Annotated in this window: 17 protein-coding genes; 13 read left to right on the forward strand and 4 right to left on the reverse strand. The window is 68.1% G+C overall.

The features are described from left to right. The first annotated feature begins 6 nt into the window (after positions 1 to 6). The 7 genes from scpB (at position 7) to trxA (ending at position 8114) form a co-directional block, all read left to right on the forward strand. Positions 7 to 819, forward strand: a complete 813-nt coding sequence (scpB, locus tag R2J76_RS18770; RefSeq protein ID WP_316413189.1) for a methylmalonyl-CoA decarboxylase — start codon at positions 7 to 9, stop codon at positions 817 to 819. 70 nt (positions 820 to 889) lie between these two features. Then, the gene (locus tag R2J76_RS18775) at positions 890 to 1471 is read left to right on the forward strand and encodes an MvdC/MvdD family ATP grasp protein (protein WP_316413190.1); all 582 of its coding nucleotides are present in this window, start codon (positions 890 to 892) and stop codon (positions 1469 to 1471) included. A gap of 591 nt (positions 1472 to 2062) precedes the next feature. Then, positions 2063 to 3577 carry a M16 family metallopeptidase gene (locus R2J76_RS18780; RefSeq protein WP_316413191.1) on the forward strand — a complete coding sequence of 505 codons (1515 nt, stop codon included), beginning with the start codon at positions 2063 to 2065 and terminating at the stop codon, positions 3575 to 3577. Next, entirely contained in the window at positions 3577 to 5052 is a 1476-nt protein-coding gene (locus tag R2J76_RS18785; protein ID WP_316413192.1) for a M16 family metallopeptidase, read from the forward strand. The genes R2J76_RS18780 and R2J76_RS18785 overlap by 1 nt, the downstream gene beginning before the upstream one ends. 13 nt (positions 5053 to 5065) lie before the next feature. Continuing rightward, on the forward strand, positions 5066 to 6790 hold the full coding sequence (locus tag R2J76_RS18790; RefSeq protein ID WP_316413193.1) for a protein-disulfide reductase DsbD family protein: 1725 nt from the start codon (positions 5066 to 5068) through the stop codon (positions 6788 to 6790). 18 nt (positions 6791 to 6808) lie between these two features. Beyond that, the gene (gene trxB / locus R2J76_RS18795) at positions 6809 to 7807 is read left to right on the forward strand and encodes a thioredoxin-disulfide reductase (protein ID WP_316413194.1); all 999 of its coding nucleotides are present in this window, start codon (positions 6809 to 6811) and stop codon (positions 7805 to 7807) included. Further along, positions 7800 to 8114 carry a thioredoxin gene (trxA, locus tag R2J76_RS18800; protein WP_316413195.1) on the forward strand — a complete coding sequence of 105 codons (315 nt, stop codon included), beginning with the start codon at positions 7800 to 7802 and terminating at the stop codon, positions 8112 to 8114. Before trxB ends, trxA begins: the two co-directional genes overlap by 8 nt. Before the next feature lie 295 nt (positions 8115 to 8409). Here the strand turns inward: trxA and R2J76_RS18805 are convergent, their stop codons facing one another. Then, positions 8410 to 8640, reverse strand: coding sequence for a hypothetical protein (locus R2J76_RS18805; protein WP_316413196.1), 231 nt, complete (start codon positions 8638 to 8640; stop codon positions 8410 to 8412). A gap of 9 nt (positions 8641 to 8649) precedes the next feature. Continuing rightward, on the reverse strand, positions 8650 to 9246 hold the full coding sequence (locus R2J76_RS18810) for a hypothetical protein (protein WP_316413197.1): 597 nt from the start codon (positions 9244 to 9246) through the stop codon (positions 8650 to 8652). A gap of 243 nt (positions 9247 to 9489) precedes the next feature. Here R2J76_RS18810 and ahpC point away from each other — a divergent pair, with 243 nt between their 5' ends. Genes ahpC through R2J76_RS18825 form a run of 3 tightly spaced genes read left to right on the forward strand, consistent with a single transcriptional unit; the run spans position 9490 to position 12541 of the window. Beyond that, complete coding sequence (gene ahpC, locus R2J76_RS18815; protein ID WP_316413198.1) at positions 9490 to 10056, forward strand: alkyl hydroperoxide reductase subunit C; 567 nt, start codon at positions 9490 to 9492, stop codon at positions 10054 to 10056. Between the two features lie 22 nt (positions 10057 to 10078). Beyond that, positions 10079 to 11620 carry an alkyl hydroperoxide reductase subunit F gene (ahpF, locus tag R2J76_RS18820; RefSeq protein WP_316413199.1) on the forward strand — a complete coding sequence of 514 codons (1542 nt, stop codon included), beginning with the start codon at positions 10079 to 10081 and terminating at the stop codon, positions 11618 to 11620. Positions 11621 to 11629: 9 nt separating this feature from the next. Then, positions 11630 to 12541, forward strand: coding sequence for a LysR substrate-binding domain-containing protein (locus R2J76_RS18825; protein WP_316413200.1), 912 nt, complete (start codon positions 11630 to 11632; stop codon positions 12539 to 12541). 261 nt (positions 12542 to 12802) lie between these two features. On the opposite strand, the gene R2J76_RS18830 is transcribed toward R2J76_RS18825, so the two are convergent. Together R2J76_RS18830 and R2J76_RS18835 are read right to left on the reverse strand one after the other, a co-directional pair. Beyond that, positions 12803 to 13447 (reverse strand): dihydrofolate reductase family protein, encoded by a 645-nt coding sequence (locus tag R2J76_RS18830; protein WP_316413201.1) that lies wholly within the window; start codon positions 13445 to 13447, stop codon positions 12803 to 12805. 5 nt (positions 13448 to 13452) lie between these two features. Continuing rightward, positions 13453 to 14040 (reverse strand): dihydrofolate reductase family protein, encoded by a 588-nt coding sequence (locus tag R2J76_RS18835; protein ID WP_316413202.1) that lies wholly within the window; start codon positions 14038 to 14040, stop codon positions 13453 to 13455. 165 nt (positions 14041 to 14205) lie between these two features. Here R2J76_RS18835 and R2J76_RS18840 point away from each other — a divergent pair, with 165 nt between their 5' ends. The 3 genes from R2J76_RS18840 (at position 14206) to R2J76_RS18850 (ending at position 16963) form a co-directional block, all read left to right on the forward strand. Then, positions 14206 to 14376 carry a hypothetical protein gene (locus R2J76_RS18840; RefSeq protein ID WP_316413203.1) on the forward strand — a complete coding sequence of 57 codons (171 nt, stop codon included), beginning with the start codon at positions 14206 to 14208 and terminating at the stop codon, positions 14374 to 14376. Positions 14377 to 14419: 43 nt separating this feature from the next. Next, on the forward strand, positions 14420 to 15565 hold the full coding sequence (locus R2J76_RS18845; protein WP_316413204.1) for an aspartyl protease family protein: 1146 nt from the start codon (positions 14420 to 14422) through the stop codon (positions 15563 to 15565). A gap of 144 nt (positions 15566 to 15709) precedes the next feature. Beyond that, positions 15710 to 16963 (forward strand): ATP-binding protein, encoded by a 1254-nt coding sequence (locus tag R2J76_RS18850; protein ID WP_316413205.1) that lies wholly within the window; start codon positions 15710 to 15712, stop codon positions 16961 to 16963. The last annotated feature ends 44 nt before the right edge of the window (positions 16964 to 17007 follow it).

Below are 17007 nucleotides of genomic sequence, written 5' to 3' on the forward strand. Positions count from 1 at the left end.
GACCCCATGGATCACGTGCTCACGGATTTGAACGGCGGAATCGGCGTTATAACACTCAACAACACGGCCCGGCGCAATTGCCTGTCCGAGGCCATGCTCAACGGCATCGAGCAGTCCATCCAGAGGCTCGTGGCCTCCGGGGCCCGGGCCATCATCCTCCGGGCGCCCAAGGGCAGCAAGGTATGGAGCGCCGGCTTCGACATCCGCGAACTCCCCGACCCCGGCATCGACCCCCTGGGCTACAACGACGACCTCGCCACGGCCCTGCGGGCCGTGCAGAACTGCCCCGTCCCCGTCATCGCCATGATCGAAGGCAGCGTGTGGGGGGGCGCCTGCGACCTGGCCGTCACCTGCGACATGGCCATCGGGACCCCCACCACCACCTTCGCCATCACCCCCGCCAAGCTGGGCGTCCCCTACACCACCACCGGCCTCATGCGCTTCATCGGCGCCATGCCCATGCACATCGTCAAGGAACTGTTCTTCACCGCCCAGCCCATCAGCGCCGAGCGGGCCCGGGAACTGGGCCTCCTGAACCACCTGGTGGACGGGGAGGAGCTGGAAGCCTTCACCCTGGCCCTCGTGGCCCGGATCCTGGACAACTCCCCCCTGGCCATCAGCGTGCTCAAGGAGCAGCTGCGCGTCCTGGGCAACTCCTACTCCATGAGTCCCGAAACCCAGGAGCGCATCCAGGGGCTGAGGCGGATGGTGTACCAGAGCCCCGATTACGGGGAAGGCAAAGCCGCCTTCGTGGAAAAGCGGAAGCCCGTGTTCCCGAGCAGCCAGGGCGCAGGCCAGCCGGGGTCGGCTCCCCAGTAGCCGTTCAAGGCTCCGCCACGCCCTGAATCCATTGCCTGGATCATGACACCTGCTTCACGGAAGGGTAGCCATGATCCTGGTCGTCACCAATGCGTACGATGATGTCGCAAATCTCGTCATAAAGAAGCTCCGGGACCGGAAGGCATCCTGGGCGCGCTTCAATGTCCCTGCATTTCCAGGGCGGACCCGCCTCGCCTTCGACCCCACGGCCCTTGAGGGCGGAACCCTGGTGGACGAGGACGGCGAGGAGATCGACCTGGCGAACGTGACGAGCGCTTGGATCTGGAAGCCCCTGCGTCGCAAGCGGCTCGACGCCCTGGAGCCGGGGGAAGGGGAGTTCCTGCAGGACGCCAGTGAACGCACCTGCCAGTGCTTCACCCTCCTGCTCGCACCGTTCACCTTCACCGTGAACCAGCCGGAAATGACCCGGTTGGCGGAGGACAAGGGCTTCCAATTGCGCCTCGCACGCAGCCTCGGCCTTGCGGTGCCTCCGACCCTGGTCACCAATTCGCCTGTCCGGGCCAGGGCCTTCTGCCTCGAACACCGGGAAGTGGTCTTCAAGCTCATCAATCGGCCACAGGTCTTCCACCGGGGCCGCGTCAGCTGGATCGGCACCAACCTGGTGGAAGCCCGGGATACCCGCAACAGGTAGCGGTCCTCCGCGAGGGCGCACGTGCCGTTGTAGGTGGCCTTCAGGAAGCAGGCGAGGACGGCCAGTTCGCGCGCCACCAGGGAATCGTCGAGCCTGGGTCCATGGTGGAATAGGATCGCCGCGTGGTCGAAGCTGTGAGGATCCCGGAGGGTCCCCGAACGCAGCAAGATCCGAGCCCGGTGGATGCGCTCCCGGCGCCGGGCGCCCCATTCCCTCGCGGCCCTGTGCGAGGTGGGCCGGGGCTCACAATCGGCCTGGTCCACCTCGCACAGGGCCGCAAGCTCCGCATCCGGGCCGGCCGAGGGAACGGGGTCGGCCCAGACCCAGCACCCTGCCGCCAGGACAATGGAAAGAATGAACGTGAACATTCACACCTTGGATTCGGGATTTGGCTCGGAACCTTCGCCAAAGCCAACATGCCCGGACCCGGTGATTGGTTACGTTCAGGGCTCCTTCAGCTGGATCCCCAGGGCGGGCGGCGGCGCCCCGGACCGGACTGGACTCCTGGGAAATTCGCAAACCGGACCACCCGGGTGCCACCGGATCGTCCGCTAATTGAACCTGGAAGATTATCAAACCCTGGGAGGTAGAATGGCATCGCTCCGAATCCGATTCGCCCTGGCCGTGCTGGGCAGCCTGGGCCCGCTCCAGGCCCAGGACATCCCCGTCATCGAACGGACCTTGCCCAACGGCATGCGGATCCTCATGGTGGAGCGGCACGACGAGCCCACCATCTCCTGCGGATGGGTGGCCCGGGTGGGCAGCGCCGACGAGCGCCCCGGCATCACGGGCATCGCGCACCTGTTCGAGCACATGATGTTCAAGGGCACGAAGGTCATCGGCACCCGCGACGCCACGCGCGACGCGGAACTCAACGCCCTGCAGGACCGGACCATGGAGGAGGTCCGCAAGGAGCTGGACCAGCTCCGGGAAAAGCTGCGCCGGGGCGAGATCGCCGACATCAACGACCCCAGGGTGCGAAGTCCCCGCCACCAGCAGCTCCTGGCCGAGCTGGACCGGCTGGTGCGGGAGCAGCGCGGCCTCATCGTCAAGGACGAGCTGGACAAGGTCTACAAGCAGGCGGGAGCCACGGGGCTGAACGCGAATACCACCACGGACCGCACCTTCTTCCACATCGACGTCCCCGCCAACAAGCTGGAGCTCTGGGCCTGGCTGGAGTCGGACCGGCTCAGGAACGCGGTGTTCCGGGAGTTCTACAGCGAGCGGGACGTGGTGCTGGAGGAGCGGCGCATGCGCGTGGAGGCCACCCCCACCGGCAAGGTGGAGGAGACCTTCAACGCCATGATCTGGCAGGCCCATCCCTACAGCTGGCCCGTCATCGGCTGGCCCAGCGACATCGCCACGGTGACCCGGGACCAGGCGGACTACTTCTTCTCCACCTACTACGCGCCCAACAACATCACCGCCATCCTCGTGGGCGACTTCCGCACCGAGGAGGCCTTCGCCACCGTGCAGAAGTACTTCGGCGGCATCCCGGCCCACGCCGGCGCGCCGCCCAAGGTCACGACCCTCGAGCCGCCCCAGGGCGCCGAGCAGCGCCTGGTGGCGAACGCCGACGCCATGCCCCGGGTCCAGTGCGTGCACAAGGTCGTCTCCTCCGTCCACAAGGACGCGGCGGCCCTGGACGTGCTCAGCTCCATCCTCAACGGACGGTCCGGGCGGCTCAACCGCGAGCTCGTGATCCGCAGGCGGGTGGCGGTGTACGCCGGAGCCGGCCTCCGCGCCATGAAGGCCGGGGGCCTCTTCTACCTGGGGGGCACCCCCGCCCCCGGCCACACGCCGGAGGAGGTGGAAGGCCTCCTCATCCAGGAGGTGGAGCGCATCCAGAAGGAAGGCGTCACCGAACCCGAACTGCAGAAGGTGAAGAACCAGGTCCAGGCCGGCACCTACGCCCGCATGGAGAGCAACGCCGAGCTCCGGGACCAGCTGGCCGAGGCCGAAGGCGCGGGCACCTACAAGGACTTCCTGGACGAGCCCGCCCACCTCAGCGCCGTGACCCGCGCCGACGTGCAGCGGGTGGCGCAGCAGTACTTCGTTCCCGAGAACCGCACCACCCTGGTGGTCCGCCGCAAGGAGGCAAAGTGATGGCCCGCGCAACGATTCTGGCCCTTCTGGCGGGCGGGGCCCTGCTGGCCCAGGCCCTCCCCCCCCGCCCCGAGCAGATCGCCTTCAGGCCCCTGGCCTTCGAGGCCCCCCGCGCGGCGGCCTTCAAGGCCCGGCTGAAGAACGGCATTCCGGTCTACATCTCTGCGGAGCCCAAGGGCGTGCCCTTCGTGCGGCTGAAGGTGCTCATCCGGGGCGGCGCCTACCTGGAGCCCCGCGGCAAGGAGGGCCTCGCCGCCCTCACCGGCATGCAGATGCGCGCCGGCGGCACGGAGAAGACCCCCGCGGCGGCCCTGGACGAGCGCCTGGAATTCCTGGCCGGGGACATCTCCTCGAGCCTGGGGGAGACCTCCGGCTCGGTCGGCATGGAATTCATGGAGAAGGACCTCCAGGAGGGCCTGGACCTGTTCATGCAGGTGCTCACCCGCCCCGCCTTCGCCCAGGACCGCCTGGACCGGGCCAAGGAGAACGTCATGCAGGGCATGCTGGCCCGCAACGACAAGGTCGAGGGCATCGCCGGCGGTGAAATGAATCGCCTCCTCAACGGCGAGGACCACTTCACCTCCGCCCAGGTCACCGGGGCCAGCCTCAAGGCGATCACCCGGGAGGACCTGGCGGCCTTCCATGCCCGGCTCCTGCACCCCGACAACCTCGTGATCTCCGTGTCCGGCAGGTTCAAGAAGGAGGCCATGCTGGACCTCCTGAACCGCACCCTGGGCGCCCTCAAGCCCGGCCCCGCCGCCAAGGCCAGCCCCAAGGTCCCCGCGCCCGCCTTCCAGCGCAAGCCCGGCATCTACGTCATCGACAAGGATGTGCCCCAGAGCCTGGTGCGCTTCGCGCTCCCGGGCCTGCGCCGGTCGGATCCCGACTGGTTCGCGGCCCTGCTCCTGAACCAGGTCCTGGGCGGCAGCGGCTTCACCTCCCGCCTGATGAAGAAGATCCGCAGCGACGAAGGCCTCACCTACGGCGTGGGCACGGGCTTCGGCGACGGGGCCCACTGGAAGGGCAACTGGAGCGGGTCCATGCAGACCAAGAACCGGTCCGTGGCCTACGCCCTGCGCCTGGCCCTGGCGGAGATCGAGCGCATCAAGGCCGAGCCCGTTCCCGCCGAGGAGCTGGCCGTCATCAAGGACGGCATCATCCAGGCCTTCCCCGCCCAGTGGGGCCGCAAGGCCGGCGTGGTGAACGCCTTCGCCCAGGAGAAGCTCACCGGGTGGCCCGAGGACTGGTGGGCCGACTACCGGGAGAAGATCCAGGCCGTCACCCCCGGGGAGCTGCAGCGCGCCGCGAAGAAGTACCTGGACCCCGGCCAGCTGGTGATCCTCGTGGTGGGCAAGGCCTCCGAGGCCGAAGCCGGCGACGTCAAGGACCACCCCGGGGCCCTGAAGGACATCGCGCCCCTGCCCCTGATCCGCCTGCCCCTGCGGGACCCCCTCACCCTCAAGCCCCTTTCCTGACTCCGAGGCCCCCATGCAATTCACCCGAATCCTGAAGTTCCTGGCCCTCGCCGGCGCCATGGCCTTTTCGGCCTCCGCTTTTGACAGCGACCCGGCCGTCAGCGTGTCGTTCCAGAAGGGAGCGGTGGTCATCACCACCCCCAAGGGCGCCCACATCAAGAAGGGCTTCACCGAGGTCACCCTGGCCTCCAAGCCCGGCGCCATCAAGGCGGGCCCCCTGCCCAAGGCCGACGCCAAGGACGAGCTCAGCGAGGACATCTACCACGGCACCATCCGCATCCCCGTCACCGGCGCGGGCCTCAAGGGCGAGGTGGCGCTGGATGTGCAGTTCCAGCTCTGCACCGAGGGGGAGGGGGGGAACTGCTTCCCGCCCACCACCCGGACCCTCAAGGTCAAGGCCTCGGACATCCCGGGAGGCGCGCCCGCCGTGGCCGCGCCCGCCGTGGCGCCGCCACCCTCCCCCGCCCCCGAGGCCGCGCCCGCGGCGGCGCCCGCGGTGGCCCCCGCCGCGGCGCCCCAGCCTCCTCCCGCCCCGGCCCCCCAGCGGGGCTTCCTGCTGGCCCTGGCGGTGGTGTTCCTGGCCGGCATGGGCGCCAGCCTCACCCCCTGCGTCTATCCCATGATCCCCATCACCATGGCCATCATCGGCGCCAAGGGCGGCGGCAGGCTCAAGGGCTTCTCCCTGTCCCTGGTGCTCGTCCTGGGCATGGCCGTGACCTACACGGTGCTGGGCGTGGTGGCCGCGCGCAGCGGCGCCACCTTCGGGGCCTTCGCCCAGAAGCCCGGCTTCCTGATCCCGGTCTCGGTGCTCTTCGCGCTGTTCTCCCTGTCCCTCTTCGGGGCCTTCGAGATCGCCCTGCCCCAGGGGCTCCAGAGCCGCCTGCAGGGTTCCGGCCCCCGCAAGGGCTACCTGGGCGCCTTCCTCATGGGCCTGGTGCTGGGGCCCCTGGCGGCGCCCTGCGTGGGGCCCATCATCGGCACGGTCCTGGTGGGCATCGCCCAGCAGGGCGACGCGGTGCGCGGCGGACTCCAGCTCTTCACCTTCGCCCTGGGCATGGGCGTGCTGTTCATGGTGGTGGGCACCTTCTCGGCCGGGCTGCCCCGCAGCGGCGACTGGCTCACCCGGTTCAAGTACGTCATGGGCCTGGTGGTGCTGGGCTTCGCGGCCTGGAACATCCGGCTGGTGGTGCCCGAATGGGCCAACTACGCCATGTGGTTCGTCACCTCTCTTGCGGGCGCGGCCGTCTTCGGGGCCTTCGAGGCCGCCGAGGGCCTCCCGGGCCAGCTCCGCAAGGCCTTCGCCATCGCCCTGGTGGTGCTGGGCGCCCTGCTGGGCCTGCGCGCCGTGGAGACCGGCCTGGACGTGAAGCTCCTGCCCGCGGGCGGCGCCGCCGCTCCGGAGAAGGCCCCGGAGCTCTGGGGCTCCGACTACGAAAAGGCCCTGGCCCGGGCCAAGACGGAGAAGAAGCTGGTGCTCCTGGACACCTTCGCCGTGTGGTGCGCCCAGTGCAAGGAGCTGGACGAGAAGACCTGGCCCGATGCCCAGGTCACCGCCTGGATCAAGGACCACGCCGTGCCCGTGAAGATCGACGCCGACAAGGTGCGCCCCGACCTGGCCAGGACCCTTTCCATCCGGAGCTTCCCCACCGTCATCCTGCTGGACGGCGAGGGCCGCGAAGTCCGGCGCAGCCTGGGCTTCCAGAAGCCCGCCGAAATGCTCGCATGGCTCCAACAGTGATTCTTCCAAGGGAATGAAATGACCGAACCGCACCGCAAGATCCTCATCATCGGCACGGGCCCCGCGGGCTACACCGCCGCCATCTACGCCTCCCGGGCCAACCTCCAGCCCCTGGTGCTGGAGGGGGTCCAGCCCGGAGGCCAGCTCACCATCACCACCGAGGTGGAGAACTTCCCCGGTTTCCGGGACGGCATCCAGGGCCCCGCGCTCATGGAGGAGCTCCGGGCCCAGGCCCTGCGTCTGGGCGCCGAGATCGCCGCCGAGACCGTGCTCTCCGTGGAACTGGACCAGCGGCCCTTCCGCGTGGTCACCGAATCCGGCGCCTTCACCTGCGAGGCCCTGGTCATCGCCACCGGCGCCTCCGCCAAGTGGCTGGGCATCGGCAAGGACGAGGAGCTGGGCCGCAGGGGCGGGGGCGTCTCCGCCTGCGCCACCTGCGACGGGTTCTTCTACCGGGGCAAGGACGTGGCCGTGGTGGGCGGGGGCGACACGGCCCTGGAGGAGGCCCTCTACCTCACCCGCTTCGCCCGCCACGTGCACCTGGTGCACCGCCGCGAAGGCCTGCGGGCCTCCCGGGCCATGCAGGACCGGGCCAAGGCCAACCGCGGGATCACCTTCCACTGGAACAAGGCCGTGGCCGATCTCTTCACCCGGCGGGTGGAGACCTCCCCGGGCAACGCCGTGGAGAAGCTCGCGGGGCTCGACCTGCGGGACACCGTCGACGGGAGCTCCTCGCGGCTGGACGTGGAGGGGCTCTTCGTGGCCATCGGACACCGGCCCAACACCGCCTTCCTCGGGGGCCAGCTGCCCCTGGACGCCAACGGCTACCTCCTGGTGGAGAAGGGCTCCAGCCGCACCTCCATCCCGGGGGTCTTCGCCTGCGGGGACGTGCAGGATACCATCTACCGGCAGGCCATCACGGCCGCGGGTTCCGGCTGCATGGCGGCCATCGACGCGGAGCGCTGGCTCGCGGAAACCTCCACCCCATCCCCTTCCCAGGAGACGTCCCATGTCTGACCTCACCGCCCTCACCGACGCCACCTTCCAGGAGGCCATCGCCCAGGGCGTCACCCTGGTGGATTTCTGGGCCCCCTGGTGCGGTCCCTGCAAGGCCCTCACCCCGGTGCTGGAGAAGGTGGCCCAGGACATGGCTGGCCAGGCCCGGATCCTGAAGATGGACATCGACGCCAACCCCGACACCGCGGCCGCCCTGGGCATCATGTCCATCCCGGCCCTGGTGCTCTTCAAGGACGGCAAGCGCGTCGACCAGCGCGGATCCCAGTCCGCGGCCCAGATCCGGGCCCTGATCGAGTCCGCGCTCTGAGCCCTGCCCGCGCCCGGTCCATGGCTGCCGAAATGGCTGGGAGCCTGCGGGGTGGTCGGGCTCCAGCTTTGACCTGACGTTCTTTATCCTGCTTTTTCCCCTGGATCCTGTTTATCCCCGTTCGAACTTCGCTGGGAATGGCCGTCGCCTTTGGGTCAAGGACGTCGAGTAACCTGCGCTCTGACCCACCTCTGCGTCAGCCCTGCGGAAACGGGGATGAACGCCGATGGATGGGATGAACGGGGAACAGCCCCTTCATCACGGTTTCAAGGCACCCAGGGCTTGCCGGCCCACCCTAGGACCGGGGTTCCTTGGGCGCCCCCTCCCCGGGCTTGGCGGGCCGGTAAGGTACCGAGCGCCCGGTGGCGGGGGCCTGCTCGGAGACCTTCCTGGCCTCCGACGGGTTCCGCACCCGGGCCTCGCCCTTTCCGGCCCGCAACGGGCGGGTTTCATTCCTGGGGCCCTCGGTGGCGGACAGGCTCAGCGAGGCGACGAGAAGGGAGAGGGTGATGGGGACAAGTCGCATGTTCGCCTCCTAATTGACCTGAAGGGTGACCGTGCCCCCCGCCGTGACGGTGAAGGCCTTGTATTCGCTCGAGGTGGAGGTGGAGAAGATCACCTTCAGGTCGTAGGTGCCGGGGGAGACGCCCGTGAGGGTGAGGCTCTGCCCGGCCCCCAGGGGCGCGTCCGTCTGGTTTGGACCCCAGGTGTCGGAGCTGGAGGGCGTGAGGTAGATCCCGGTGATGGGGAAGGCCGTGTTGTTGAACACCGCCACGGCGCCCGTGCCGCTGTTCAACAGGCCCAGGACCGTGGTGCCGCCGTCCAGGACCTGGTTGTCGAAGACGGTATCCGACGTGCCGTCCGAGAACCGCGCCCGCACATCGTAGTAGCCGGGATCGAGACCGATGAACGTGAGGGAATCCGCCGGCGCCAGCGGGGTGTTCCCCAACTGCTCGGCCCCCCAGGTGGAACTGGTGCTGGGCGTGATGTAGAGCTGGGTCATGGACACCGAGCCGTCGTTCCGGACCCGCAGGCTGCCCTCGGGGGTGTGGAGCCGGCTCGAGGAGCAGGAAAAGGCCAGCAGGGCCAGGAGGGCGCCGGCCAGCAGGCGCCATTTTGAAAGCAGGACCATGGGAAGCCTCCCGGGTACGGGGAAAATCAGGATGGCGGGGGAATCCGCACCTTTAATTTCTCATTCTACCCCAGGAGGGGCGGGATCGCCGAGGCCGGGGGCCGGGGGTGCCGCCCTGCATTCCATGCGTGTGATTGTTTTTGGTTATCACATTGAATATTTATTTGTATTTCTCGTTATCGAACTCCAGGCCTACCTTGGGGGAGTCCCACCTGAGGGACCCGAACTTCCAAGGAGCAGTCCATGACCCCCCTGATCAACGCATCCCTGCCCGAGTTCACCGTGCAGGCCTTCCACGACGGCGCCTTCAAGCAGGTCTCCCACAAGGATCTGGCCGGGAAGTGGTCCGTCCTCTTCTTCTACCCCGCCGATTTCACCTTCGTGTGCCCCACGGAGCTGGCGGACATGGCCGACCTGTACGCCGAATTCCAGAAGCTGGGCGTGGAGATCTACTCCGTGTCCACCGATACCCATTTCGTGCACAAGGCCTGGCACGACGCCTCCGAGACGATCCGGAAGATCCGCTACCCCATGCTCGCCGATCCCACCGGCAGCCTCACCCGGGCCTTCGGCGTGCACATCGAGGAGGAGGGCCTGGCCTACCGCGGCACCTTCCTCATCTCCCCCGAAGGCAAGGTGAAGGTGGCCGAGATCCACGACAACGGCATCGGCCGCAACGCGGGCGAACTGCTGCGCAAGGTGCAGGCCGCCCAGTTCGTGGCCAGCCACCCCGGCGAGGTGTGCCCCGCCAAGTGGCAGCCCGGCGAAGCCACCCTCAAGCCCGGCCTCGACCTCGTCGGCAAGATCTGACCCCGCATCCCCAGGAGACACCATGCTCGACCCCGGCATCCGCCAGCAGCTCACCCAGCTTTTCGCCAACCTCGATGGCGCCTTCGAACTTCGCCTGGAAGGCGGTGATCACCCGCGGCGCGCGGAGCTGCGCGACCTGTTGGCGGAGGTCGCCGGAGCCGGGCCGCGCATCGCCCTGGGGGATGCGGACGGCACCTCCGGCATCCGCTTCGAGCTCTTCCGCGACGGGGTCCCCACGGGCATCGCCTTCCGCGGGGTGCCCGGCGGCCACGAATTCAGTTCCCTGGTGCTGGCGGTCCTCAACGCCGACGGCAAGGGGCGCCTTCCGGACGCCGGCGTCCAGGGCCGCGTCCGGGCCCTGAACGGACCCATCCGGCTGCGCACCTACGTTTCGCTCTCCTGCACCAACTGCCCGGACGTGGTGCAGGCCCTCAATCTCATGGCCGCCCTCCACCCGGACATCGCCCACGAAATGATCGACGGAGGCCTGGCCGAGGACGAGGTGCGCGCCCTGGGCATCCAGGGGGTGCCCAGCGTCTTCGCGGGCGACACCCTCCTGCACGTTGGGAAGGCGACCCTGGGCGAGCTCCTGGAGAAGCTGGAGGATCACTTCGGCCATACTCCGGCCCAGGCCGACGCCGCCCCCCGGGACTTCGATGTGCTGGTCCTGGGCGGCGGCCCCGCCGGGGCCTCCGCGGCCATCTACAGCGCCCGCAAGGGGCTGCGCACCGCCCTGGTGGCCCAGAACCTGGGCGGCCAGGTGCGGGAGACCCTGGGCATCGAGAACCTCATCTCCGTGCCCCGCACCGAGGGGCCCCGACTGGCCGCGGACCTGGCCCGCCACCTGGCGTCCTACCCCGTGGAGATCCTGGAGCACCGCAAGGCCGAGCGGGTCCTGGACGGGCCCCTGAAGGAGCTGCACCTGCAGGGCGGCGAGGTGCTCCGCGCCCCCGCCCTCATCGTGGCCACCGGCGCCCAGTGGCGGGAGCTGGGCGTGCCCGGGGAGCGGGAGTACCTGGGCCGCGGCGTGGCCTTCTGCCCCCACTGCGACGGCCCCTTCTACAAGGACCGCCGCGTGGCGGTGGTGGGGGGCGGCAATTCCGGCGTGGAGGCCGCCATCGATCTGGCGGGCATCTGCAGCCACGTGACCCTCCTGGAATTCGCCCCGGAGCTCAAGGCCGACCAGGTGCTGGTGGAGCACCTGCTCCGCCTGCCCAACGTCGAGGTGCTCACCAACGCCCGCTCCCAGGAGGTCCTGGGCGACGGGACCGGCGTCATCGGCCTGCGCTACGAGGACCGGGCCACCGGCGGCCTGCGCACCGTGGACCTGGACGGCGTCTTCGTGCAGATCGGCCTGGCGCCCAACAGCGCCGTGGTGCGCGAGCTGGTGGAGACCACCCGCGCCGGGGAGATCCTCATCGACGCCCACTGCCGCACCAGCGTGCCCGGCATCTACGCCGCCGGCGACGTGAGCTCGGTCCCCTTCAAGCAGATCGTCATCGCCATGGGCGAAGGGGCCAAGGCCGCCCTCACCGCCTTCGAGGACCGCCTCCGGACGGCGTAAGCTGGAGCCATGGCCCTGCCCCTTCCCCTCACCCTCCGCCAACTGCAGTACGTCCTCGCCGTGGCGGAGACCCTCAACTTCCGCCGCGCCGCCGAAGCCTGCGCCGTGGCCCAGCCCGCCCTCAGCGCCCAGATCGCCGCCCTGGAGGCGGCGCTGGGCGTGCGGATCTTCGAGCGGGGCCGCGGCGGCGTGGTGGTCACCCCCGCCGGCGCCGCCCTGGTGGCCAGGGCCCGGGGCATCCTCCTGGCCTCGGGGGAGCTGGTGCAGGAGGCCCGCAGCCGCCAGGACCCCCTGGCCGGCCCCCTGCGCCTGGGCATCATCCCCACCCTGGCCCCGTACCTGCTTCCGGAACTGGCCCCCCGCCTGCGCCGCGCCTTCCCGGCCCTGGTGCCCCAGTGGCTGGAGGAGCGCACCCCCGTGCTGGTGCGCAGCCTCCAGGAAGGGCACCTGGACGCCGCCCTCCTGGCCGTGGAAGCCGAACTGGAGGACCTGGAGTGGTTCCCCCTGGGCAAGGACCCCTTCCTCCTCACCCTGCCCGAAGCCCACCCCCTGGCCCGGGAACGGGGCCCCTTCCCCCTGGAGCGCCTGGACGGCGAGCGCCTCCTCCTCCTGGAGGACGGCCACTGCCTGCGCGACCAGGCCCTGGCCGCCTGCTCCCGGTCCCGGATCGAGGAACTGGGCTACCGCGCCACGAGCCTGCCCACCCTCGTGCAGATGGTGGCCAGCGGCCTCGGCGTGACCCTCCTGCCCCGTCTGGCCGTCCCCACCGAAACCGCCCGGGCCGCCGTGGCCGTGCGTCCTCTTGTCGACCCCCCGCCCTTTAGAACCTTGGCCCTCGCCTGGCGTGCCGGCAGCTACCTTAAGCCCGCCACCGAACGATTGGCCGAGGTGATGAAGGGGGCCGTGGAAGCCGTGGCCTAGGTTCTTCCAGAGAATCTTTCATCCCCTTCATCCCTTTCATCCTTTCTTTATCCCTGTTCCCGCAGGGCCAAAGCAGGGATGGGTCGGCGCATGCGGATCAACGACGCGCCGCCCCACCCCATCCCCGGCCCTGCGGGAACAGGGATAAACCGAATGCACGGGATGAAGGGGATCAGCCGTCGGACCCAGCCCGTTCCCGGCCGAGGATCCAGACATCTCCTGGCATCGGCACGGAAAGCCGGGGTGGGTCGGATTCTTTGCCTAGCGTTTGGCCAGACGGATGTGGGTCGCTCGCTCCCCTGCGATGGATTTCACGCATCCGTAGCCCAGCGCGGGCAGGTCGATCCCCCCTAGCAGATGTTCCCCTGACCCCAGCAGAACGGGGCTGATGGCCATATGCATCTCATCGATCAATCCCGCCGCCAGGTACTGCCGGACGGTCGAAACCCCGCCCCCAAGGCGCACGTCACGACCGCCCGCCGCTCGCTTCGCCCGTTCCAGGGCCCCGTGAATCCCCTCCGTCACGAAGTGGAACTCCGTGCCCCCCGCCATTTTCAGCACGGGTCTCGGGTGATGCGTGAGCACGAAGACCTGGGTGTGATACGGCGGCTCATCCCCCCACCAGCCCTTCCATTCAGGTTCTTCCCACGGCCCCCGGACGGGGCCGAACATGTTTCTCCCCAGGATCCACGCTCCGATTCCGGCAAAACCCTCCTCCGCGAGGCCGTTGTCGACGCCCGTCTCCCCACCCTCGCTCCCCTGCATCCCGCGCCACAGGCGCGTGGGAAAGAACCACTCCATCAGCTGCGTTCCCCCGATCCCCAGGGGATTCTGGAGATCCTGGCAGGCCCCGGCCCCGTAGCCGTCGATGGACATCCCAAAACAATGAACCCGGAGTTTCGTCATGGCGTTCACCCTTTCGGGCCGCGGAAAGGCCCTGCGGACGTGTAGGATACAAGGACGATGCCGGAAGGGAAGACGTTCGCGCTCACCCGCTCGAAGCAACGGGGCGGGGTCCCTTCCGCGAAGAGGCGCTTGCCCGTTCCCAGGAGCACCGGATAGACCGCCAGCACCATTTCATCCGCGAGCCCGTGTTCGAGGATGGGCGAGGTGAGCGTGGAACTGCCCCATAGGATGATCGCCGGGCCGTCCCGAGCCTTGAGGCGCCGGATATCCTCAACGATGTCGGGACCCAGACCTTCGAACGGACCCCATGCAAGGCTTTCCGGCCGGTGGGTCGCGACGTATTTCCTGGCCGCATTGAGGCGGTTGGCCATGGGACTGTCCGGTGCCTTGGGCCAGTAGCCCGACCAGATGTCGTAGGTTCGCCGGCCCAGCAACAGGTCGAAGGTCTCCCCCTGGGCGGCGAGGATCGCATCCCGGCCCGCGGGGGTCCGGTAGGGGGCGGTCCAGTCGCCGTGGGGGAAGGGGTCCCCATCCGCGGAATGCTGGATCACGCCGTCCAGCGACATGTGTTCGAGGATCTTGAGGTGTCGCATCGGGGTCCCCCCGGGGATGGGTGCCTACACTATGACGACGAACGGCGAGCCGCAAATTCGACACGGGCCGCCAAACTTTTTTCCGGCGTCAGTCCCTCCCCTGACGGCGTCAAATCTGCGCTAAAGTCAATAACCCCCCCGCCAGGAACCTTGGAGCAAAAGCCGATGCAGAACAAGATTTCCATCGCAATCGAATGCCTTGGTTTGATAGGCCTTATCTATGGCTACGCCCGGAAGAACCGCAACCTGATGCTGGCCTCAGCGCTCGTGCTTTGGTTCGGTGGTTCATTGAACGACTTCATCCGCGGCTTCATCGCAGGGTATAAAGGCGTTTAACCGACCTTGCGGCGGTCCTGGCCCAGCGTTCGGGAGCGGTTCCATGCGGATTCACGTCCTTCCCCTTCTGGCCATCGCCCTGCTTTCCCCCATCCCGGCAGGGGCGGAGGAACGCAAGACGGTTCCCACGACGCCTCTGACCCTGGATGAGAACGGGCTCCCCATCGTTTCCGTGACCCTTCATTCCTTGAGAACGTGGAATGCGACGAGGACCTTCCGGTTCCTGCTGGATACGGGGTCGGGCGCGTGCGCGGTGGATTCTACGGTGCCGTCCGAATTCTTCTGGGATGAGCCCGATATCGACACGACCCTTGTCGACAGCGCAAATCAGTCCATGGGCGCGCGATCCGTGATCCTCAAGCGCGTTGAAGTGGGGAAGGTCATGAGGGATGGCATCATGGCGGTGCGGATGGATCTCCGGGCCCAGGTCGGCAGATTCCAGGACGAGCCTTTGGACGGCATCCTGGGCATGTCGTTCCTCCGGGGCACCCGGTTCCTCCTGGACCCCAAGGCGGGTCGCCTGGTGTGGTGGGAGAACCACGTGAGTTCGGACGGCAGGCTTCCCATCACGGAGGGTCCGGACGGGCCTCTCATCAGGCTCCGTTTCGGCGGCCAGGAAACCTCGGTCCTCGTGGATACGGGGGCATCCGGTGGCATCCAACTGCCGAATTCCTTGTTGCCCAAAGGGGAAGGTCGAGCCGTCGCCTCCGTCGGCCTTTCGGGGGTCGAACAAGCAGGCTCGGAGGTCATGGTTGACCGCATCGGGGCCGGTTCCTCCGCCTGGACCAACCTGCCCGTCGAATTCCAAGGGACCGGAGCGACCGGAGGCATCGGAGCGCGCGTATGGCTCGCCGCTCCCGTTTGCTTTGACTTCATAACGAACCATGTATCCTTCACCCTGGATGCCGCCGGAAACCTGCCCATCCGCAGGGAAAGGAATCGGAATCTACCCATCGTCTGGGACCGGAAGGGTGGAACCCAGCGCCTCGTCGTCCTGAAGGTGAAGCCCGGGAGCGCGATGGAGAAGGCGGGATGCCAAATCGGCGATGAACTGATCCAGGTCGGTGACCTGCAGGGTGCGAATCTCACCCGCCGGGCCGTTCAGGATCGGGTCGCGACGGGAGCCAGGCACGTGTGGGTCGTGCGTCGAAACGGGCAGGACGTGAAACTGCAATTCGGGCCCAGCTGAAACAAGGTCCTCCTGGTCCCGGAGCTGTCCGACTCCCTTGCGGGATCACCTCGGCGAACTTTTCATCCGGACGCATTCAAACTTTTCGATTGGACGGTATATTCGCTTTCGTTTGGACGGTATCTAACCTTACAATTGGACGCCATGGATTCCGCCCCTTTCTTTTCCCGATTTGCCGCCCCCCGCCTCCTCGAAGCCCTGGAGGACACCCCCGTCGTCCTCGTGCACGGCCCTCGCCAATGCGGCAAGACCACGTTGGCCAGGACCGTCGGTTTGCCCAGGGGATATGCCTACGTTTCCTTCGACGACCCCCTGGTCCTGGCCTCCGCCACGGCCGACCCCGTGGGTTTCGTGGCCGACCTGGGTGAGAGGACGATCCTCGATGAGGTCCAGCGGGTACCGTTCCTCTTTGCCCCCCTCAAGGCGGCCGTGGACCGGGATCGCAGGCCTGGCCGGCTCATTCTCACGGGATCGGCCAACGTCCTCCTGGTCCCGAAGCTGTCCGACTCCCTTGCGGGCAGGATGGAGATCCTTCGCCTCCATCCCTTGGCCCAGTGCGAAACCATGGGGTCCGATCCCGCCTTCCTGGACCGGGTGTTCGAAGGGTCCTTCCGGATCGGATCGGCGACCCGGGTTGGAAGCGGGTTGGCCGACCGGATCGCTGCGGGTGGCTTTCCTGCCGCCCTTGCCCGTTCGACCCCCCAACGGAGAGGAACCTGGTATCGCAATTACCTCACGACCCTCATCCAGCGGGACGTGCGCGACCTGGCACGGATCGCATCCTTGGATGCCCTGCCCCGCCTCCTGGAAGGCGCGGCTGGCCAGACGGCCCGCCTCTTGAATATCACCGACCTCGCCGCCCCCCTCCAGTTGACCCGGCCAACCATCCGGGACTACACCACCCTCCTGGAGAACGTGTTCCTCCTCGAAGAACTTCAACCCTGGCACAGCAATCGCTTCAGCAGGCTCATCAAGACCCCCAAGCTCCAATTCGGGGATACCGGCCTAGCCTGTGCGCTCCTGGGTCTGGACGGTCCAAACCTGTGGAAAGATCGCGAGGCCCTCGGCCAGTTGCTGGAGACCTTCGTGTACCAGGAGCTTCGCCGCCAAGCGGACTGGGGTGCGACGCCCACACGGTTCTACCACTTCCGCGACAAGGATGGCATCGAAGTCGACATCATCGCCGACCGCGGCGCGGCCGGACTCGCCGGCATCGAGATCAAGGCATCGGCCACCGTCACCCTCAAGGACTTCCGCGGGCTGAAGAAGCTCAAGGAGGATACAGGCCCCCGCTTCAAGGCCGGCGTGGTCGTCTACGACGGAGAGACCTGCGTCGGCTTCGGAGAGGACCTGTTCGCCGTTCCCGTCAGTTACCTGTGGGACCCCAGGAAAGGCTGAAGCGGTTCTCGGCGACTGCCGCACCCCTTCGGATGGGTTGCGGG

Source organism: Mesoterricola silvestris, assembly GCF_030295405.1.
In the GTDB taxonomy this organism is placed as follows: Bacteria; Acidobacteriota; Holophagae; order Holophagales; family Holophagaceae; genus Mesoterricola; species Mesoterricola silvestris.